Source organism: Polaromonas sp. CG_9.5 (assembly GCF_035984465.1).
In the GTDB taxonomy this organism is placed as follows: domain Bacteria; phylum Pseudomonadota; class Gammaproteobacteria; order Burkholderiales; family Burkholderiaceae_C; genus Polaromonas.
The window spans coordinates 56,494-75,857 of the sequence record NZ_JAXCHR010000014.1 but is presented as its reverse complement, the minus strand read 5'-3'; the positions used below and the strand labels follow the sequence as shown (position 1 = coordinate 75,857).

The following is a 19,364-nucleotide window of genomic DNA, read 5'->3' as shown; positions in this document are numbered from 1 at the left end:
CCACCCACCGACTCAGGGTTTACCCGCTGGCCGCGCCGCTGTCGTCCTTTCGGACGATGACTGATCTGCCCCATTGCGAAGAATCGTCCCCTGCAGCGCGCCCGCATCCAGCGGCGGCGCGCATTGAATCCAAGGAGACAACATAGTGCGAACACCTGTCGGCATAACCGTGGCAGTCCTGATGGCGCTGGGCGCGGCGCAAGCCTTTGCCCCACGCGCAACCCCCCCGCTGGCGGCCACCCGGCTGGCCGTGGACCGGATGCAGCTCAATACGCTGGTGGCCTCCAAAGCCGGCCTTGTGACGGGTGGCGAGCTGGGCAACCTGCTGTATTCCACCGACCAGGGCAAGGACTGGACGCGCGCCAAGGTGTCCAACGACCGCCAGGCACTGATCAACCAGATCAGCTTTGCACCTGACGGCCTGCACGGCATGGCGGTGGGCCACGAAGGCTGGATTTTGCGTACCACCGATGGCGGCCTGAGCTGGAAGGAAATCGCTTTCGAGGAAAAAAACGGCGAACCGCTGATGAGCGTGGCGCGCCTGCCGTCGGGTGCCTGGATTGCCGTGGGGGCTTTTGGCAAGGCGCTGCGCTCGGACGACGAGGGCGCGCACTGGACGCCTCTGGCCCTGCCCGCCAGCGTCGAAGACAAGCACATGAACCGCATCGTCGGGTCAAGCGACGGCCAGCGCTGGCTCATCGTCGGCGAACGCGGCCTGGTGCTGCACTCGGGCGACGCCGGCCAGAGCTGGAGCCTGATTGACCCGTTCTACAACGGCTCGCTGTACAACGCCTTGGCGCTGCCCGATGGCGGCTGGCTGGCCTATGGCATGCGCGGTAACATTTTTCAGAGTAGCGGTGACCTGGGGCCGTGGAGCCGCTCCGAGATGCCGGTGCAAGCGTCTTTTTACAGCCATGCCGTCACGCCTGACGGCAAGATCATCCTGGTCGGCCAGGGCAGCGTGATGGCGACCAGTAGCGATGGCGGACGCCACTTCACCTTGAGCCGCGCCAAGGGCCGCACCAGCCTGACCGACCTGCTGCTGTTGCCGGGCGGCCAGGGCTGGCTGTCCAGCGACGCCGGCCTGCAAGCGTTTTCTGCAACTGCGACCGCTCCCCCGGCCCTGCCCACACCCGCGCCCCAGCCCAGCGCCACCCCCTCTTCCGGAGCCGCACAATGAACCCGACCCAGCCCGCATCACGCGTTGAAGCGCTGATTGCCCGCCTTGCCCACGGCTTGATTGCCTGGCGCAAAACGATTGCCATCGTCACCACCCTGATCACGCTGCTGCTCGGTGCTTCGGCGCTGCGCACGCACCTGGACGCCGGCTTCAACAAGCTCATTCCGCTGCGCCACGCGTACATGACCGCCTTCCTGGAGCACGCCAGCACCTTTTCGGGTGCCAACCGGGTGCTGATCAATGTGCGCTGGAAGGGCCAGGGCGACATCTACAACAAGGAGTTTCTCGACACTTTGCGCAGCGTCACTGACGAGGTGTTTTTTACGCCCGGCGTCAACCGGGGCCAGGTGTTCTCGCTGTTCACGCCCAATGTGCGCTACATCGAGGTGACCGAGAACGGCTTTGTCGGCGAAGTCATCATTCCGTCCCGCTTCACGCCCAATGAAGAAGGCCTGGCGCAGGTGCGCTCCAACGTTTCCAAGTCGGGGCAGATTGGCCGGCTGGTCAGCAACGACGTGAAGTCCGCCATGGTGCGCGCCGACCTGCTGGAGATTGACCCGCAGACCGGCAAACACCTTGACTACAGCGACGTGGCCAAGAAGCTGGAGCTGATTCGCACCAAGTTCAGCAATAAAGACATCGAAATCAACATCGTCGGCTTTGCCAAGGTGCTGGGCGACGTGATGGACGGGCTGACCACGGTGATCGGCTTTTTTGGACTGGCCTTCATCATTACTGCCGTGCTGCTGTGGCTGTATTCGCGCTCGGTCAACCTGACAGTGCTGGCGCTGGGCGTGGCGCTGCTGCCGGTAATCTGGCTGCTGGGCCTGCTGGCCATAGGCGGCTTTGGCATTGACCCGATGTCCATCCTGGTGCCGTTTTTGGTGTTTTCGATTGGCGTGTCGCACGCGGTGCAAATGACCAACGCCTGGAAGCAGGACGTGCGCGCCGGCATGACCTCCGAGCTGGCCGCCGAAAGCGCCTTTCGCAAGCTCGCCATTCCCGGCACCGTGGCGCTGCTGACCAATGCGCTGGGCTTCATGGTCATCATGCTGATTGACATTCCCATCGTGCATGAACTGGGCCTGACCGCCTGCCTGGGTGTGCTGCTCATGATCATCACCAACAAGATGATGCTGCCGGTGATCTTGTCGCACCTGCGGCTGGAGCCCAAAGCGCTGGGCCGCGTCGATGGCGTGACCGGCCTGCATAACCGCTGGTGGGCCGTCTCGGTGCTGGCCAAGCCGGGCCCGGCGCTGGTGACACTGGCGGTTTCGCTGGTGCTGCTGGTCGGCGGCACAATTACCTCGCGCCACCTGCTGACCGGCGACATCGGCGCCGGCGCGCCCGAGCTGCGCGCCGACTCGCGCTACAACCTTGACAACGACCGCATCATCAGCAGCTATGCCATTGGCATGGACGTGCTGTCGGTTTATGCCGAGACCACCAACGTGCCAGAAGCCTGCCTGAACTGGCCGGTGATGAACGCCGTCGAGCGTTTTGACCTGACCATGCGCGGCGTGGACGGCGTGCGCTCAGTCACCACCGTGGCCGGTCTGGCCAAGCTGGCGGCCAGCGGCAACAACGAAGGCAATCCCCGCTGGGCCGCGCTACAACGCACCGAAGCGGCACTGCGCACCGGTGCCAAAGCGGCCAACCCCGAGCTGGGCCTGAACACCGGCAACTGCGATGTGATTCACCTGCAGCTGTTCCTGAAAGACCACGAAGGCGCGACCCTCAAGCACGTGGTCGGCGAAGTGGAAAAATTCATCGCCGCCGACAAGACCCCCAACCTGAAGTTCCGCCTGGCCGGCGGCAACGCGGGCGTGGCCGTCGCCACCAACGACGCGGTAGAGCATGCCGAAGTGCAAATGCTGGCGTCCATTTTTGGTGCCATCACGTTGCTGTGCTGGCTGACTTTCCGCAGCTGGCGCGCGGTGCTGTGCATCATCGTGCCGCTGACGCTGGTGTCCATTTTGTGCAACGCGCTGATGGCGCTGCTGGGCATTGGCCTGAAAGTGGCGACGCTGCCGGTGATTGCCATGGGCGTGGGCGTGGGCGTGGACTACGGCATTTATCTCTATGAGAGCCTGCAGCACGAAATGGAGCACAACGGCAAGTCGCTGCGCGAAGCCTTCTACGAAGCGCTGCGCCAGCGCGGCACGGCCGCCGTGTTCACCGGCGTCACCATGTCGATTGGCGTGGGCACCTGGGCGTTTTCGGCGCTCAAATTCCAGGCTGACATGGGTATCTTGCTGGCCTTCATGTTCCTGGTCAACATGCTGGGCGCGGTGTTCTTGCTGCCGGCTATGGCCTGCTGGCTGGGCGTGGGCGACAAGCAAAAGCGCGCTGACACCCCACTCATGCACAAGGTGTCTTGATGAACGCCGTGCGCCTGACGTACCCGGTGCAGGCGCTGCCCTTGGAGCGCCTGCTGCTGGAGCGCGAACTGCACCAGGTATTGATTGCCTATGCGCTACTGTGCGACGGGCGCGACTGGGGCGGCATGGGCAACGTCTTCAGCGACGACGCCAGCGCCACGTACGGCGGTCGCGCCCTGCTAGATCGCCCCGCCATCCTGGACATGCTGCGCAACCACCTGGGCGGCTGCGGCCCGACCCAGCACCTGCTGGGCAATTTGCAGGTGTGGGTAGAAGGCGAGCAAGTCACCAGCCGCATTGAAGTGCGCGCCAGCCACCGGGGCATGGGCGAGAAAAAAGAGCTTACTTACGACTGTATGGGTTATTACCAGGATCGCTGGACGCGCACGCCGGGCGGCTGGCGCATTGCCCACCGCGCCATGACGGTAACGCTGGAATTTGGCAGCCGCCAGGTGCTGGGCCCGGCGCGTTGAGCAAAAATCGTGCGGTCGGCTGCTTCAGGGCAAGTTTTTAAGCCAAAACAGTCTGTTGTGCAGGCAAAACGGGCGCAAGCAGCTATTAAAAAGTGAGTAACCTAAGCTTGATTTCAAGCGCGTGGCGTCATTCCCTGCCCTGTTGAGTCGCCCAACCCCTTACCGGGAAGCCACAAGCCGTGACGATTCATGACCTGCGGTTCGTCATCGCCAGCGCAGCGCCATGCGCGCAACGACGGGGCTGCCGGCAAACATTCCGGCAGACACCGGGCGTTCAGCCAGCAGCGCTCAGCCAGGCCACGCTGTTCAGGAAAATCCGCACCAGTTCGGTTTGGCGACGCACGCCGGTCTTGGAAAAGATCGAGCGCAGATGCGCGCGCGCGGTGTTGCGCTTGATGTTGAGCACTTCGGCAGCTTCTTCGAGCGACAGGCCGTTGGCCAGCTGAATCGCCAGCGCGGTTTCAGCCGGCGTCAGGTGAAACAGTTGCTGCGCCAGCCGCACCGGCGGGTCAACGCGGCCTTCGGTGTCCCGCACGAACACCACCACGCTGGGGCGCTGCTTGCCCTCAGTCCACTGGTCGGACGAAATGCTCTGCACAATCAGGCCCCAGCTCAGGCGGCCCGACGGGCGGCTGACCGACATGGCCTCTGTCAGCGTCAGTTTGGCGGCAAGCGGATGCGTCAGCGCGTCGCGCACCAGGCCCAGCAGCTTGCGGTTGTCGTTGGCATACGAGGCTTCGAGCTGCTTGCCAACCACGCGCAAGCCGTCTTTCAACTCCAAAATAGCGGCGGCGGCGGGATTCGACTCAATCACCTGGCCGTTTTGGTCCAGCACCACCACGCCCACCATCATCTGCGCCATGGCATGGCTGTACAGCGTGCTGACCTTGCGATCCTGGTTGATCGACAGGTGCATGTTCAGCGCGCGCTTGATGTGCGGAATCAACAGGCCGCAAAAGTCGCGGTCGGCCCTGGAGAAGTCCGGGGCCGTTTCGGGGCGGGTGACGCGAAAACCGTACACCCCGCCATCGCGCGTGACAATGTCGGCGGCCAGCACATGAAAGACGCCCTGCGGCTGGCAGTAGTCGCGGTAATAGGTCGAAGCGCGCCAGTCTTTTTCAGACAGCACGTCCCCAATCGTCACCAGCTGGTCGGGCACCATGCCGCTAAACGGACTCATGGCGATATAGGGGTTGCCGGGGTCCAGACTGGCCTGGTTGTTGCCGGCTGAAACAATCAAGCCGACATCGTCAATGGTTTCGGTGCGGACAATCAGGGACGCATAGTTGGCACCAAAAATAGTGCGTATTGACTCCAGGCAAGAAACCCAGCCGGCCTCGTCAAGTGCCGCGTCGTAAATCGCGCCCAGAATATGGCTTAAAAATTCTGGCGACATGCTCTCGCCGAGTGAGGATCCAGGTGAAGTGTCTTGCAAGGCCGCTGTTTCTAAACCGTTGGATTCAATAAAAATCGAGTATATCTTTGGGCGGACGCCATGCAAAACACCCTGCTCCGCAACTGGTTTTAGGCCACTTCGAACAGTCCGGCCGCGCCCATGCCGCCGCCAATGCACATGCTGACCACGGCATATTTCACGCCGCGCCGGCGTCCTTCGAGCAGCGCATGGCCGACCAGACGCGCGCCCGACATGCCAAACGGGTGGCCAATCGAAATCGCGCCGCCATTAACGTTCAGGCGCTCGTCCGGAATGCCCAGCGTGTCGCGGCAATAAATGACCTGGCAGGCAAACGCTTCGTTGATTTCCCACAGGCCAATGTCGTCCACGCTCAAACCGTGGCGCGCCAGCAGCTTCGGAATGGCAAACACCGGGCCAATGCCCATTTCGTCGGCGCCGCAACCGGCAACCGCCACGCCGCGATATGTGCCGAGCGGCGTGAGGCCACGGCGCTTGGCTTCAGCCGCGCTCATCAGTACCGAGGCGGAAGCGCCGTCGGACAGCTGCGAGGCATTGCCGGCGGTGATGAATTCGCCTTCGGGCACCCACTGGCCGTTTTTCCAGACCGGTTTGAGTTTGGCCAGGCTTTCCAGCGAGGTGTCGGCGCGGTTGCCCTCGTCCTGCATCAAGGTGACGGTTTCGTTGCCGGTGACGTTGCCTTCCTTGTCGAACAGTTGTTTGCTGGTGGTCAGCGGCACGATTTCATCGGCGTACAGGCCGGCCTTTTGGGCAGCGGCAGTGCGCTGCTGGCTGCGCAGCGAATAGGCATCTTGCGCCTCGCGCGAAATGCCGTAGCGGCGGCTGACGATTTCAGCCGTTTCGATCATCTGAATGTAGGCCGTCGGCATGGCCTCCAGCACCGACTTCGATTGCGCGCGGTAGCTGTTTTTGTGCTTGTTTTGCACCAGCGTGATGGATTCGAGGCCACCGGCCACGGCAATGTCCATCTCGCCCGTCATGATGCCTTTGGCGGCGGTGGCAATGGCCATCAGGCCCGAGGCGCACATGCGGTCAATCACCATGCCGCCCACGCTGTCGGGCAGGCCGGCGGTGTAAGCGCACAGGCGGCCCAGGTTGTAGCCCTGGTTGCCCTGCTGGGCGGCAATGCCCAAAATAATGTCGTCAACTTCGTGGCCCGCCACACCCGCTTTGTCGAGGGCTGCGCGAATTACATGGCCGCCCAGCACGGGCGCTTCGGTGTCGTTGAACGCGCCGCGAAAGGCCTTGCCGATGGGCGTGCGGGCAGTGGAAACGATAACGGCGTCTTGGGTGTTCATGTAAATGCTCTCATTCAAACTTGATCAAAATAAAGACGGCTGATGGTGTCCACCACGCAGCCCGGTTTGTCGGCGCCTTCAATCTCGACGCTGATACGCACGGTGACCTGCACGCCGTCGCCCTTGACAGGCTCGGCAGCCACCACTTCGCCGCGTCCGCGAACCCGCGCATTGACCTTGACGGGGGCCGGAAAGCGCACCTTGTCGCAGCCGTAGTTCACGCCCATCTTCAGGCGCTGGTAGCTGACGAGTTGCGGCAAAAACAGGTTGGCCAGCGACAGCGTCAGGTAGCCATGCGCCACGCAGCCGCCAAACGGGCCGTCCTTGGCGCGCTCGGGGTCGACATGGATCCACTGGTGGTCGCCGGTGGCGTCGGCAAAGGTGTTGATGCGCGCTTGCGTGACGCTGACCCAGTCGGTGGTTCCAAGGTCGGAACCGACCGCCGCCAGCACGCTGGCGACCGAGTCAAAACAGGTCGTAGGAGTGTGCATGGTCAAGCGTGCTGCGCGCTGACCGACACCACTTCGCCGGTCATGTAGGACGAATAATCGCTGGCCAGGAAAATCATCACGTTGGCGATTTCCCAGGGCTCTGCGCCCCGGCCAAAGGCTTCCTTGGCCGACAGTTCGTTGAGCAACTCTTCAGAAGCCGATTTTTTCAGGAAGGCGTGAATGGCAATCGACGGCGCGACGGCGTTGATGCGGATACCGAACTCGGCCGCTTCCAGCGCGGCGCAGCGCGTCAGCGCCATCACGCCGGCCTTGGCCGCCGCGTAATGCGCCTGCTCGACCTGCGCGCGCCAGCCCAGCACCGAGGCGTTGTTGATGATGACGCCCTTGCCGCGCGGCTGCATCACCTTGAGCGCGGCGCGCATCATGCGAAACGTGCCGGTCAGCGTCACGTCGATGACCTTGTGCCATTCGGCGTCGTCCATGTCGACCACGCGGCGGCTGGTGCCCAGACCGGCGTTGTTGACCAGCACGTCGATGCCACCGAGTTGCGCTTCGGCTGCGTCCACCAGCGACTGAACCTGGCTTTCCTGGCTGACATCGCACAGCTGGCTGTACACCTCTGTCAGGCCGGTGTCGCGCTGGATGGCTTCGACGGCTTCGCTCAGGCGGCGTTCATGCACGTCGGAAATAAACAGCGCGCGGCAACCTTCTTCGGCGGCACGCTTGGCAATGGCAAAACCAATGCCCGCGCCGGCAGCGGCAGTGACCAGCACGGACTTGCCGTAGAGCAGGCCATGGGCAGGAACGTAATCGGGAGCAGGCTTCATGGGGCAACATCCATCAAAAATAGTAGGACTCATGGTGCCTGCGGGCCAGGGACGTTACATCGTCTGCATGGACGATGAGAACGGCCGCCTGCGCTGATGCTTCAATGCCTTCATACGGGTCAATCAGCGAGTTTTAAGCATTAAATAGGTCGATAGCGCATGCTGTATAAGCGTTAACAGCTATTAATACAGTAGCAAAATGCTGATAAATCCGCTTGCCTTTTCAACTCAGCGCGGCATTTGCAGCGCGCGTTCGGCCATCATGTTGAGCTGGATTTCGTTGCTGCCGGCGTAAATCGTGTCGGCGCGGCTGACCAGCCAGAGCCGTTGCAACGCGTGGCGCAGGACATCGTCGTTGGTCACGTCGCCGTCGGCGCCCAGTACATCCATCGCCAGCTCGCCCAGCGACCGACGCCAGTTGGACCACAGGTATTTGCCGATGCTGACGGCGCGCGGCGGTGCGTCATCGTTTGACGTGCGCAGCGCGTGGCTGCGCAGCGTTTGCAGGCCGAGCGCGGCGTGGGCGATGCGCTGGCGCAGCAGCGGGTCGCGGGCCGCGCCGTTGCGACGCGCGGCGGCAATGACCTGCTCCAATTCACTTTTGAAATGCGCCTGCTGGCCCAGCGTGGACGCGCCCCGTTCGCAGCCGAGCAAATACATGGCGACTGCCCAGCCCTGCCCCGGCGCACCCAAATGCAGCGCGCCTTCGGTGCGGGCGCCGTCAAAAAACACCTCGTTGAATTCGGCCTCGCCCGTGATCTGGCGAATCGGCCGCAGCGTGATGCCCGGCTGATGCAGCGGCACCAACAGCAGCACCAGCCCCTTGTGGCGAACGGAGCCGGGTTCGCAGCGCGCCAGCACGAAAATCCAGTCCGACTCCTGCGCCCACGAAGTCCAGACCTTCTGGCCGTCAATCACCCATTCGCCGCTGTCCGGGTCGAGGCGCGCGCGGGTGCGCACGGCGGCCAGGTCGGAACCTGCGCCGGGCTCGGAATAGCCCTGTGCCCAATACGTCTGGCCCGCCAGAATGCCCGGCAAAAAACGCGCCTGCAATTCGGGCGAGCCGTGCGCCATCAGCGTCGGCGCCAGCAGCGTCTCGCCGATGTGGCCCAGCCGGCCTGGCCCGCCGCAGCGCACGTATTCCTCATGAAAAATCACCTGCTGTGCCAGCGGCAACTCGCGCCCGCCGTGCTGGCGCGGCCAGCCCAGGCCGGTCCAGCCGCCGGCGGCCAGTTGCTGCTCCCAGCGCTTGGCCAGCGCCGGCTCGTAGCCCGGCGCGCCCAGACCGTGGGCGTGGCGCAGCGGCTCGAATTCGCCGCGCAGGTTTTCACCCATCCAGCCGCGTACGCTGGCGCGGAAGGCTTTTTCTGTCTCGGTTTCCTGCAAATTCATACCGTCTCCTCGGGCGTATCCAACAGCTGTTCGGCCACCTGCTCCAGCCACCACGCCGGGGTACCGAGCCGCTGGCTGGACGCCTGCGCGCGGCGCAAATACAGGTGCGGGTCGAACTCCCAGGTAAAGCCCACGCCGCCGTGCAGTTGGATGGCTTCACGGGCACAAAATTGCGCCGCCTCGGTGGCGGCCACGCGCGCTTGGGCCGCATGAAACAGCAGAGTGGCGGCGTCGGGCGTTGTATCAGCGATGCACGCCGCGCCATAGACGGCGGAGCGGGCACTTTCCAGCGCCACCAGCATCTGAGCGCAGCGGTGCTTGACGGCCTGAAAGCCGGCAATCGGCTTGTCAAACTGCACGCGCTGCGCGGCATAGGCCAGCGTCAAGTCCAGGCACTGCTGCGCCACGCCGACCTGTTCTGCCGCCAGGGCAATCGCGCCAAGTTGCAGCGTGCGCGCCAGCACGGCGTCGAGCGATTCGCCCTGGCCAATGCAGTTCTCGACGGGCAAATTCACGGCCCGGCACTGCACTTGCGCCAGTCGGCGCGTGGTGTCCAGCGTCTTCAAAGGCTGCACCTGCAGGCCCGTCGCACCAGCCGGCACGGCGAACAACAGGCTTTCGCCCGATTCGCCCTGCGCAGGCAGCAACAGCACATCGGCCAGCGCGGCAGAACCGACCTGCGGCCATTCGCCGTCCAGCGTCCAGCCCGTGTCGGTGCGTTGGGCGCGGACGTGCACCGCAGCGACAGGGCTGGCAGCTTCTGCGGTCAAGGCCAGCGCGCCAACCTTCTCGCCGGTGGCCAAGGATTCCAGCCAGTCCTGCGCCAGTGCGCTGCCCGGCAACTCGCGCAGCACGGTCGCGGCCAGCGCCACACTGTCAAAAAACGGCACGCAAGCCAACTGCCGGCCCAGTTGTTCTTGCAGCAGCACAAGCTCGACCATTCCCAGGCCCAGCCCACCAGCCGACTCGGGCAAATGCACGCCGCCCCAGCCAAGTTCGGCGATGCCGCGCCAGAGTTCGCTGTCCAGTCCGCTGGCGCTTTCGCTGGCAGCGCGCACCGCCGGCATGGCGCTGGCTTCTTGCAAAAAAGTGGCGGCGCTGTCGGCAATTTGCTGTTGCTCGTCGCTCAGGGAAAGATCCATGCGAGTGATCCATCAAAAATAAAATGAAAAACGGCGCGCCGCCCCGGCAAACACCGGGGTTGGCACGCCAAGAGCGCTGCGCCAGGGCGTTAAATCGCTGGCCGGCGGTCTTTCCAGGGGGCGGCCTGTTCCAGCTGTGCGGCCAGTGCCAGCAGCGTGGCTTCATCGCCGTAACGGCCCGCAAACTGCGCGCCGAAAGGCATGCCTTGATCGCTCCAGTGCAGCGGCACGGCCATGGCCGGGTGGCCGGTCATGTTGAAAATCGCGGTGAACGGCGAAGCTTGCATCGCGACCCGTGCATAGTCTTCATACGGCTGGTCCAGCGCCATGGTGCCCAACAAAGGCGCGGGCCCTGCCGTCACCGGCGACAAAATCAGGTCGTAGGTTTGCAGGAAGATATCGATGCTTCGAGCGCCCTGGTCAAACGCGGTGCGCGCCGTGTAGGTCTGGTCGGCCGTGTAGGTGCGCGCCAAGTGCAAACTGCGCCAGTTCAGCGGCTCCAGCTCGTCTTCGCGCACCGGGCGACCCAACTCCTTTTCCCGGGCGCTGACCGTGTGCAAAACACCGGTTGCGGTCACGATGCCCATGCTGCCAAACAGTGCGCCCACGTCCAGCCTGGGCGCAGCCACTTCCACTTGATGCCCCAACGATTCGCACAGCTTCGCCGCGCCGCGCGCCGCCGCCAGACAATCGGGGTGCACTGGCGCACCAAAGGGGTTTTGCGCCATCAGGGCGATGCGCAGGCGGCGCGGCGGGCGCGCAATCGCCTGCATCACATGGCCTGGCACAGGCCCGGTGCGACTCCCCGGCTCCGGCCCTTGGGTCAACTGCAGCAAGAGCGCGCTGTCGCGCACCGAACGGCTGATCACGTGGTTGGCCGACAGCCCGAGCCAGCCCTCCAGCATGCGCGGGCCCATGGGCACCAGCCCCCGGCTGGGCTTGAGGCCAAACAGACCGCAAAAAGACGCCGGAATGCGGATTGAGCCGCCACCGTCGCTGGCGTGGGCCACTGGCAAGATGCCCGCCGCCACCGCAGCGGCCGAGCCGCCGGAAGAACCGCCGCTGCTCAGTTTCAGGTTCCAGGGGTTGAGCGTGCGGCCAAACAGGCGCGATTCGGTGGTGGCCGTTTGCCCGAACTCGGGCGACGCCAGCTTGGCAAAAATGTTCAAGCCCGCCGCACGGTAACGTTCCACCAGCGTCGAATCGTGGTCGGCCACCGCGTCTTTAAAAAACACGCTGCCCTGGGTGGTGACCGTGCCCTTCATCGCCACGCCCAGGTCTTTCAGCGCAAACGGCACGCCTGTCAGGGGTGATTTCTCGAAAAGCAGGGCGCGGTCAACCGCGCTCAGGCCCGAGAGCCTCTTGGCCTCTTGCCGCGCCAGCTCGAAGTGACGCACGGTGACCGTGTTGAGTACGCTGCGCGCCTCGACCCGGGCCAGCGCAGCTTCCAGCGTGTCCAAGGCAGTGAGGTGGCCGCTACGCATCTGCTGCGCGAGGCCGACCGCGTCAAAGCGCTCGTATTCGGGCAAGGGCAGCGCCGGGCTGGCGGCCTGCGCCGAGCGGGCCGACAAACCCAGGGCCACGGCACCGCTCAAAGCCGCGCCTGCCTTCAAGAAATCACGGCGATCACTCGACGCCTGCATATCAAGTCCCCCAAACACGCTGCGCCGGCACGGCTTCGGCCAGCAACTGGTCGATGACCGGGCCGAGTTCTGCCGGCTCCCAGCGTGCGCCCTTGTCGCGCGTGGCGTCGGTGCGCCAGCCGTCGCCTATCGAGATGCGGCCGCCCTGGCTTTCAAACATTTTCCCGGTGACATGCGCTGACTGGCTGCTGCCCAGCCAGACCACCAGCGGCGCGACGTTTTCTGCCGCCCAGCCATCAAAGCTGCCGTCGCTGGGCGCTTTCACCATGTCAGGCATGCCGGCTTCGGTCATGGCGGTGCGTGCTGCCGGGGCCAGTGCATTGGCCGTGATGCCGTAGCGGCCCATTTCAGCGGCCTGCACCAGCGTCAGCGTGGCAATGCCGCCCTTGGCAGCGGCGTAATTCGACTGGCCAATCGAGCCTTGCAGGCCCGCGCCCGAACTGGTGTTGATGATGCGGGCGTCGACCGGCTTGCCGGCCTTAGACGCGTCGCGCCAGCGCTTGCCCAGCAGGTTGGCCAGGCAAAAGTGGCCCTTCAGATGCACGCGCATCACCTGGTCCCAGTCGTCTTCGCTCAGGCTGACGAACATGCGGTCGCGCAGGATGCCGGCGTTGTTGACCAGCACATGCACTTCGCCATACGCCGCCACGGCGGCGTCAATGATGGACTGCGCGCCGGCGATCGTGGTGATGTCGCCGTTATTGGCCATCGCCTGGCCACCGGCCGCCGGCACTTCGGCCACGACGGCTTCAGCGGCTTCGAGGCGAATGTCGTTGACGACGACGCTGGCACCTTCAGCAGCAAAGGCCAGCGCGTAGGCGCGGCCCAGGCCGCCGCCGGCGCCGGTGATGATGACGGTGCGGTTGTTGCAAATAGCCATGATTTCAGAGTCTTTCAAGAATGGTGACATTGGCCTGGCCGCCGCCTTCGCACATGGTCTGCAGGCCGTAGCGGCCACCGGTGCGTTCGAGTTCATGCAGCAGCGTGGTCATCAGCTTGACGCCCGAAGCGCCCAGCGGGTGGCCCAGCGCAATCGCGCCGCCGTTGACATTGGTGCGCTCGTGCGGGTAGCGGGTTTCCTTCAGCCAGGCCATGACGACCGAGGCAAAGGCTTCGTTGATCTCGACCAGATCGATGTCATCCAGCTTCATGCCGGCTTTTTTCATCGCGTATTCGGTCGCCGCAATCGGGGCCGTCAAGTGCCAGATCGGGTCATCAGCACGCACACTGATGTGGTGAATGCGGGCGCGCGGCGTCAGGTTGTAGCGTTTCAGCGCAGCTTCTGACACCACCAGCACGGCAGCGGCGGCGTCGCAGGTCGAGCTGGACACGGCAGCGGTAATCTTTGGATACGTTGGGTCAACCGGCTTGAGCGTGGCGAGCTTTTCCAGCGTGCTGGCGCGCGCTGTCTCGTCCATGCGAAAGTCGCCAAACGGCACGATTTCCCGGTCAAAGCGGCCTTCTGCGATAGCGCGCAGCGCGCGGTCGTGGCTTTCCTTGGCAAACACTTCCATGTCTTCGCGCGACAGACCCCAATGGTCGGCAATGCGCTGCGCGGCATAGAACTGGTTGACCGGCGCATCGCCAAAACGCGCCTGCCAGCCCACGCTTTGCGCAAACGGCGTGGTGAAACCCAGCGGCTGGCCGGCCAGCATGGCCGAGCCAATCGGGATGGCGCTCATGGTCTGCACGCCGCCGGCCAGAATCACGTCCTGCGTGCCGCTCATCACCGCCTGCGCGGCAAAATGCACTGCCTGCTGTGACGAGCCGCACTGCCGGTCGATGGTCGTGCCGGGCACGCACATTGGCATGCCGGCGGCCAGCCACGAGGTACGGGCAATGTCGCCGGCCAGCGAGCCGATGGTGTCGACACAGCCAAAAATCACGTCGTCGTAGTCTTCAGCCGGAACGCCGTTGCGCTCGACCATTGCCTTGATGACATGCGCACCCAGATCAGCGCCATGCACGGCGGCCAGTGCGCCATTGCGCTTGCCGGTGGGCGAGCGCAGAGCATCAACAATAAAAGCTTCTGCCATGGGAAAACTCCGAATCAAGTGGTGTGGAAAGTGGCGCCGGGGCCGAGCAGCGTGTCGTCGCTCAGCAAGGCATCGGCGATACGCTGCTTGTGAAAGGCGCGGTCGCCCCAGGACGCATCGAGCACCCAGGCGCGCTTCATGAACATCTGCAAGTCAACTTCCCAGGTGTAGCCCATCGCGCCATGCACCTGGATGCCCTTGCGCGCCGAGAACCAGCCGGCGTCAGCGCACACCAGTTTGGCGTGCGAGACGCGCACCGAACGCTGCGCCTCGCCATTGGCCAGCGCGCTGGCAGCGCGGTAGAGCACCGGTTTGGCAAATTCGATCTTGGTGACCACATCGGCCAGGTGATGCTTGACCGCCTGAAACGAGCCGATCGGCTTGCCAAACTGTTTGCGCTGCGCGGCATAGTCCACCGTCAAGTCGAGCATGCGCTGCGCCAGGCCGATCAACTGGCCCGAAACGCTGAGTGCGCCCCGATCCAGCAGGTCATTGGCGAGCAGCTGGCCGGCAACTGCGTCGACGATGCGCGTGGCGTCTGAAGGCGTCCAGGCCACGGTGGCCAGCCGGCGCGAAGCGTCGATGCTGGCGCAGGGCGTCAGCTGCACCTGTTGCGGCGTCAAGGCGTGCCACTCGGTGCCGCCGTCGGTCGGGTTGGCCAGCAGCAACAAGTTGGCCAGGTGGGCGTCAGCCACCCACGGGTTGACCGGATGGCCCAGCGCAATGCGGGCGCTGCCGTCGGCAATGCGCGCCAGCCAGGCGCTGCGCAAGGCATGCCCCTCGGGCAGCGCCGTCAGCAGGCCGGTGGCCAGGTAAGCCGTGTCGGCCAGCGAATCGGGAATGCCGAAGTAACCCAGTTCCTGGGTCATCAAGGCCCAGTCCACGTCGCCCATACCCAGTCCGCCATCGGCCTCGGGCACTGACAGTGCGGTCAGGCCTTGCGCGGCGAGTTTGCCGCGCAGCTCGGACGAGCGGCCCACATCGGTCTGCCAGACTTCGCGGAGTTTTTCCGGTGCGGCCTCGACCATCAAAAAGCGGCCGACCGAGTCGCGCAGCGCTTGCTGGTCTTCGTTAAAGGTGAAATCCATGGTCGGCCTCGCTTAATTCTTGGGCAGGCCGAGCAGGCGCTCGGCAATGATGTTGCGCTGGATTTCGTTGCTGCCGGCGTAAATGGGGCCGGCCTGCGCAAACAAAAAGCCTTCGAGCCAGTCGTGCGTCTCGGGGTCGTCGCACAACTCGGCGCGCGGGCCCAAAATGCGCATGGCAGTCTCGTGCATGTCCAGATCCAGCTCGGACCAGAAAATCTTGTTGGTGCTGGCCTCGGCACCAATGCGCGCGCCATGCTGCACCCGGCTGACCGTGTGGTACGACGCCAGGTTGTAGGCTTCAGCGCCCATCCAGCCGCGCAACACGGCTTCGCGGATCGACGGGTCGCGGTCGGCGCTGGCCTGGTGCTTGCGGTACAGCTGCACCAGTTTTTGCGCGGTGCGCTGGTAGCGCGCCGGTGAGCGCAGCAGCAGGCCGCGCTCGAAACCGGCGGTGGCCATCGCGACGTTCCAGCCCTGGCCTTCGTCGCCCAGCAAGTTCTCCACCGGCACGCGCACGTCGTCGAAAAATATTTCGGCAAACGCTTCCTTGCCGTTGAGCGCCTGAATCGGACGAATCGTGATGCCCGGCGTGTCCAGCGACACCATCATGTAGCTCAGGCCGTGATGGCGACTTGAAGCCGGGTCGCTGCGAAACAGGCCGAACAGCCAGTTGGCAAACACGGCACGCGTCGACCAGGTTTTTTGGCCGTTGAGCACATAGTGGTCGCCGTCCCGGATGGCGCGGCTGCTGATGGCGGCCATGTCCGAGCCGGCGTTGGGCTCACTCCAGCCCTGCGCCCACATGTCGTCACAGCGCGCCATGCGCGGCAAGAATTTGGCTTTTTGTTCGTCGGTGCCAAACTCCATCAACGTTGGGCCGAGCAGCAAGATGCCGTTCTGGTTAACGCGAAACGGCGCATTGGCGGCGGCGTATTCTTCTTCAAAAATCAGCCAGTCGATCAGGTCGCAGCCGCGCCCGCCCAGTTCCTTGGGCCAGGTCACGCTGCTCCAGCCGCCTTCAGCCAGCGTGGCCTCCCAGCGGCGGTGCTGCTCGAAGCCTTCGCGGGTGTCGTAGCTGGCAAATTTTTCTTGCGGCACGTTGGCGTGCAGCCAGTCGCGCACTTCGGCCCGGAAGGCCTTTTGCGCGGGGGTGTAGGTCAGGTCCATCTTGGCGTCCTCGGGTTCAGAACTTGGCGTCGCGTTTTTCGACGAAAGCGGCGCGGGTTTCGCTGGAATCGGGGCTCATGTAGGCCTGCAGCGTGAAGCCCTGCTCCCAGCGGTACTTGGCTTCCAGGTCGCCGTCCTCGATGCCGGTCAACGCCTCTTTGGCGATGCGGATCATGGCCGGGCTTTTGGCGGCAATCTTGCCGGCCACTTCCAGCGCGGTTTCGCGTAACTGGTCGCGTGGCACCACTCGCTCGATGGCACCCAGACGCAGCGCCTCAGGCGCGCCGATCATGTCGCCGGTAAAAAACAGGTAGCGCGTTTTTTGCACGCCAAACATGCGCTGCAGGTGCGCCGCGCCGCCCATCGCACCACGGTCCACTTCGGGCAGGCCAAAGGTAGCGTCGTCAGCGGCAATCACGATGTCAGCCGCGCCGCAAATACCAATGCCGCCGCCCAGCACGAAGCCCTGCACGGCAGCAATCACCGGCACCTTGTTCAGGTGGACGGCCTTGAAGGTGGCGTAGTTGCCAGCGTTCACGTCCAGGATGAGCTTGTCGTTGGCGGCCAGTTCCTTGATGTCGACGCCGGCGCAAAAGCCCCGGCCTTCGGCGCGCACGACGATAACGCGGACTTCAGGGCGCTCGCCCAGCGCCGCGATTTCGGAGGCCAGCCCGTTCCAGCCAGCGGCATTCAGCGCGTTGACCGGCGGGCGGTTGAGCACGACTTCGGCTACGCCGTTGTCATGCACCAGGGAAGAAAATTGCTGTGTCATGCTTGCTCGTCCTCGTGTTGTTCTTTGACTTTGTTCTGGGGGTTCAGGCGACTTGCGCACTGGGCATGGCAGCCAGGGCGGCTGGCGCGTTCGTCATGGCATTGAGCGCGGCGCGGCGTTCGCAGGCCTGCGCCACGATGCCGGCAATCACCTGCTCGCACGAGTCGAGCTTGCCAATCAGCGCAGCCACCTGGCCGGCGGACATCACGCCTTCGTCGGGCTTGCCGTCGACCATCGAGCGCTGCAGCAGCATGGGCGCGTTGGCAGCCATGACGGTTTGCGCGGCGCTGCCGGGGTCTTCGCGCAGGCCTTTCCACATCACGCCCATGGCGTGCTGCGTGGTCATGCCGGTCTGGGCTTTGAATTGCAGTGCCAGATTGACGGCAATGCGCAAGCGCTTGAGTGGCGAAGCTTTTTCGAGCATGGCCAGGTATTCGTTGGGAATCATGCGCTGCGGCATGCCGTCCACCAGGTACGAAATCTGGATCTTTTCGGCGTCGCGCGTGGCCAGGTAGCGCTTGAGCGTCACCTCGGGCACGCCCGAATCGCTGGTCATCAAAAAGCGCGTGCCCATGGCGATGCCCTGCGCGCCAAAGGCCAGCGCCGCCAGCAAACCGCGCCCGTCGTAAAAGCCGCCCGCCGCCACGACCGGCACACTGACCGCATCGACGACTTGCGGCAGCAGCACCGTGGTGGGCACCGAGCCGGTGTGGCCGCCGCCCTCGCCGCCCTGAATGGTGATGGCGTTGGCACCCATCTCGATGGCTTTTTGCGCATGCTTGAGCGCGCCCACCGTCGGCATGCAGACGATGCCGGCATCGCGCAGTCGGCCAATCACCTTCTTGTCCGGCCCACGGCCATAGCTGACAGCGCGCAGCTTGTGTTTGACGGCCAGGTCCAGCAGCTGCTGCGCGTTGGGCTGGAACATGTGAAAGTTCAGGCCGAAGGGCTGGTCGCCTGTCAACTCGCGAATGCGGACGATTTCGGCTTCAATCTGGTCAGCAGCAATCGTGGCACCGGCCAGAAAGCCGAAGCCGCCGGCATTGGTGGTAGCCGCCACCAGCGACGAACCCGCCACCCAGCCCATGGCCGTTTGCACCACGGGATAGCGGCAGCCCAGCAGGTCGCACAGGGGCGTGCGGATCGTGGAAGTTGCGCTCATGCGTTGCCGTCCTTTTTGTTGGCCTGTGCCATTGATTTGGCGTCGTGCCCGCCCAGGTGCCCGGCACCCAGAATCTGGCTGTGCGCATGGGCAAAGTGGTGGTAGCCAAAGGCCACGTCCATGGTGGTGCGCAGGCCCTGCAGCTCTTCGACCCGGTTGATGACGGTCTTGGTCAGTGCCAGGCCCAGACGTGGCTGCTTGGCAATGCGGGCGGCGATGTCATAGGTTTGCGCTTCCAGCTCATCGCGCGGCACCACGCGGTTGACCATGCCCATCATGTAGGCGCGGTCGGCTTTCATGCGGTCGCCGAGGAACAGGAATTCCTTGGCGATGCGCGGATTTAGCTCGTGCGCGTGGGCAAAGTATTCGACGCCCGGAATGCCCATGCGCACCACCGGATCCTGGAAAAAAGCGTCGTCGCTGGCAATGATCAGGTCGCAGACCCAGGCCAGCATCAGCCCGCCGGCCACGCAGGCGCCCTGCACCATGGCAATGGTCGGCTTCGGGATGTCGTGCCAGCGCCGGCACATGCCCAGGTACACCTCCTGCTCGCGCACAAACAGCTGCTCGGCACCGGGCTTGTTGGTGTGGTCCCACCACAGCGTTTCACGCTCGAAGGGCTTGTTGATGTCGCGCCCCGGCGTGCCAATGTCGTGGCCGGCGCTGAAGTGCTTGCCGGTGCCGCGCAGCACGATCACCTTGACGCTGTCGTCGTCGACGGCACGGCGAAAACCCGCGTCCAGCGCGTAGGTCATCTGCGAGTTCTGCGCATTGTTGAAGTCAGGGCGGTTCATCGTCAGCGTGGCGATGCCGTCCACGGCCTGGTACAGCACCGGCTCGTCGGTTTCGTAGACTGATTTGTCCTCGCGCTGCACGAAGTTGTCACCCGGGTCTGTATGGCTCATGGAAAGTACTC

17 protein-coding genes are annotated in these 19,364 nt (G+C 64.3%); 3 read left to right on the top strand and 14 right to left on the bottom strand.

The genetic code is table 11. The features are described from left to right. Positions 1-145: 145 nt before the first annotated feature. From RCH06_RS12205 to RCH06_RS12195, 3 genes are read left to right on the top strand one after another with little or no spacing between them, the layout of a single operon-like run. On the top strand, positions 146-1,180 hold the full coding sequence (locus RCH06_RS12205; RefSeq protein WP_327081740.1) for a WD40/YVTN/BNR-like repeat-containing protein: 1,035 nt from the start codon (positions 146-148) through the stop codon (positions 1,178-1,180). Continuing rightward, the gene (locus RCH06_RS12200; protein WP_327081739.1) at positions 1,177-3,561 is read left to right on the top strand and encodes an efflux RND transporter permease subunit; all 2,385 of its coding nucleotides are present in this window, start codon (positions 1,177-1,179) and stop codon (positions 3,559-3,561) included. The genes RCH06_RS12205 and RCH06_RS12200 overlap by 4 nt, the downstream gene beginning before the upstream one ends. Continuing rightward, positions 3,561-4,034 carry a nuclear transport factor 2 family protein gene (locus RCH06_RS12195; protein ID WP_327081738.1) on the top strand — a complete coding sequence of 158 codons (474 nt, stop codon included), beginning with the start codon at positions 3,561-3,563 and terminating at the stop codon, positions 4,032-4,034. The genes RCH06_RS12200 and RCH06_RS12195 overlap by 1 nt, the downstream gene beginning before the upstream one ends. A 274-nt stretch (positions 4,035-4,308) precedes the next feature. Here the strand turns inward: RCH06_RS12195 and RCH06_RS12190 are convergent, their stop codons facing one another. The 14 genes from RCH06_RS12190 to RCH06_RS12125 all read right to left on the bottom strand — a co-directional run bounded on the left by RCH06_RS12190 (position 4,309) and on the right by RCH06_RS12125 (position 19,353). After that, positions 4,309-5,469 (bottom strand): helix-turn-helix transcriptional regulator, encoded by a 1,161-nt coding sequence (locus tag RCH06_RS12190; RefSeq protein ID WP_327081737.1) that lies wholly within the window; start codon positions 5,467-5,469, stop codon positions 4,309-4,311. Positions 5,470-5,558: 89 nt separating this feature from the next. Then, positions 5,559-6,767 (bottom strand): acetyl-CoA C-acyltransferase, encoded by a 1,209-nt coding sequence (locus tag RCH06_RS12185; protein ID WP_327081736.1) that lies wholly within the window; start codon positions 6,765-6,767, stop codon positions 5,559-5,561. Between the two features lie 14 nt (positions 6,768-6,781). After that, on the bottom strand, positions 6,782-7,258 hold the full coding sequence (locus RCH06_RS12180; RefSeq protein WP_327081735.1) for a MaoC family dehydratase: 477 nt from the start codon (positions 7,256-7,258) through the stop codon (positions 6,782-6,784). A gap of 2 nt (positions 7,259-7,260) precedes the next feature. Further along, complete coding sequence (locus RCH06_RS12175) at positions 7,261-8,046, bottom strand: SDR family oxidoreductase (protein WP_327081734.1); 786 nt, start codon at positions 8,044-8,046, stop codon at positions 7,261-7,263. A gap of 228 nt (positions 8,047-8,274) precedes the next feature. Then, on the bottom strand, positions 8,275-9,438 hold the full coding sequence (locus RCH06_RS12170; protein WP_327081733.1) for an acyl-CoA dehydrogenase family protein: 1,164 nt from the start codon (positions 9,436-9,438) through the stop codon (positions 8,275-8,277). Then, positions 9,435-10,580 carry an acyl-CoA dehydrogenase family protein gene (locus RCH06_RS12165; RefSeq protein WP_327081732.1) on the bottom strand — a complete coding sequence of 382 codons (1,146 nt, stop codon included), beginning with the start codon at positions 10,578-10,580 and terminating at the stop codon, positions 9,435-9,437. Before RCH06_RS12165 ends, RCH06_RS12170 begins: the two co-directional genes overlap by 4 nt. An 89-nt stretch (positions 10,581-10,669) precedes the next feature. Beyond that, positions 10,670-12,241 (bottom strand): amidase, encoded by a 1,572-nt coding sequence (locus tag RCH06_RS12160; protein WP_327081731.1) that lies wholly within the window; start codon positions 12,239-12,241, stop codon positions 10,670-10,672. Further along, positions 12,225-13,103 (bottom strand): SDR family oxidoreductase, encoded by an 879-nt coding sequence (locus RCH06_RS12155; RefSeq protein WP_327081730.1) that lies wholly within the window; start codon positions 13,101-13,103, stop codon positions 12,225-12,227. The genes RCH06_RS12160 and RCH06_RS12155 overlap by 17 nt, the downstream gene beginning before the upstream one ends. A gap of 4 nt (positions 13,104-13,107) precedes the next feature. Further along, entirely contained in the window at positions 13,108-14,259 is a 1,152-nt protein-coding gene (locus RCH06_RS12150) for an acetyl-CoA C-acetyltransferase (RefSeq protein ID WP_327081729.1), read from the bottom strand. Between the two features lie 14 nt (positions 14,260-14,273). Then, positions 14,274-15,347 (bottom strand): acyl-CoA dehydrogenase family protein, encoded by a 1,074-nt coding sequence (locus RCH06_RS12145; RefSeq protein ID WP_327081728.1) that lies wholly within the window; start codon positions 15,345-15,347, stop codon positions 14,274-14,276. A 12-nt stretch (positions 15,348-15,359) separates the two neighbouring features. After that, entirely contained in the window at positions 15,360-16,514 is a 1,155-nt protein-coding gene (locus RCH06_RS12140) for an acyl-CoA dehydrogenase family protein (protein WP_327081727.1), read from the bottom strand. Between the two features lie 16 nt (positions 16,515-16,530). Continuing rightward, positions 16,531-17,286, bottom strand: a complete 756-nt coding sequence (locus RCH06_RS12135; protein ID WP_327081726.1) for an enoyl-CoA hydratase family protein — start codon at positions 17,284-17,286, stop codon at positions 16,531-16,533. 43 nt (positions 17,287-17,329) lie between these two features. Continuing rightward, positions 17,330-18,448: an NAD(P)H-dependent flavin oxidoreductase gene (locus tag RCH06_RS12130; protein ID WP_327081725.1), complete on the bottom strand. Its 1,119-nt coding sequence runs from the start codon at positions 18,446-18,448 to the stop codon at positions 17,330-17,332. Further along, complete coding sequence (locus RCH06_RS12125) at positions 18,445-19,353, bottom strand: enoyl-CoA hydratase (protein WP_327081724.1); 909 nt, start codon at positions 19,351-19,353, stop codon at positions 18,445-18,447. The genes RCH06_RS12130 and RCH06_RS12125 overlap by 4 nt, the downstream gene beginning before the upstream one ends. Positions 19,354-19,364 lie beyond the last annotated feature (11 nt).

Excerpts from the sequence above, each read along its gene's own strand:
- RCH06_RS12170 (WP_327081733.1), bottom strand. The coding sequence starts at position 9,438 with ATGAATTTGCAGGAAACCGAGACAGAAAAAGCCTTCCGCGCCAGCGTA.
- RCH06_RS12155 (WP_327081730.1), bottom strand. The coding sequence starts at position 13,103 with ATGGCTATTTGCAACAACCGCACCGTCATCATCACCGGCGCCGGCGGC.
- RCH06_RS12145 (WP_327081728.1), bottom strand. The coding sequence starts at position 15,347 with ATGGATTTCACCTTTAACGAAGACCAGCAAGCGCTGCGCGACTCGGTC.
- RCH06_RS12130 (WP_327081725.1), bottom strand. The coding sequence starts at position 18,448 with ATGAGCGCAACTTCCACGATCCGCACGCCCCTGTGCGACCTGCTGGGC.
- RCH06_RS12165 (WP_327081732.1), bottom strand. The coding sequence starts at position 10,580 with ATGGATCTTTCCCTGAGCGACGAGCAACAGCAAATTGCCGACAGCGCC.
- RCH06_RS12125 (WP_327081724.1), bottom strand. The coding sequence starts at position 19,353 with ATGAGCCATACAGACCCGGGTGACAACTTCGTGCAGCGCGAGGACAAA.
- RCH06_RS12200 (WP_327081739.1), top strand. The coding sequence starts at position 1,177 with ATGAACCCGACCCAGCCCGCATCACGCGTTGAAGCGCTGATTGCCCGC.
- RCH06_RS12180 (WP_327081735.1), bottom strand. The coding sequence starts at position 7,258 with ATGCACACTCCTACGACCTGTTTTGACTCGGTCGCCAGCGTGCTGGCG.
- RCH06_RS12140 (WP_327081727.1), bottom strand. The coding sequence starts at position 16,514 with ATGGACCTGACCTACACCCCCGCGCAAAAGGCCTTCCGGGCCGAAGTG.
- RCH06_RS12185 (WP_327081736.1), bottom strand. The coding sequence starts at position 6,767 with ATGAACACCCAAGACGCCGTTATCGTTTCCACTGCCCGCACGCCCATC.
- RCH06_RS12195 (WP_327081738.1), top strand. The coding sequence starts at position 3,561 with ATGAACGCCGTGCGCCTGACGTACCCGGTGCAGGCGCTGCCCTTGGAG.
- RCH06_RS12135 (WP_327081726.1), bottom strand. The coding sequence starts at position 17,286 with ATGACACAGCAATTTTCTTCCCTGGTGCATGACAACGGCGTAGCCGAA.
- RCH06_RS12150 (WP_327081729.1), bottom strand. The coding sequence starts at position 14,259 with ATGGCAGAAGCTTTTATTGTTGATGCTCTGCGCTCGCCCACCGGCAAG.
- RCH06_RS12175 (WP_327081734.1), bottom strand. The coding sequence starts at position 8,046 with ATGAAGCCTGCTCCCGATTACGTTCCTGCCCATGGCCTGCTCTACGGC.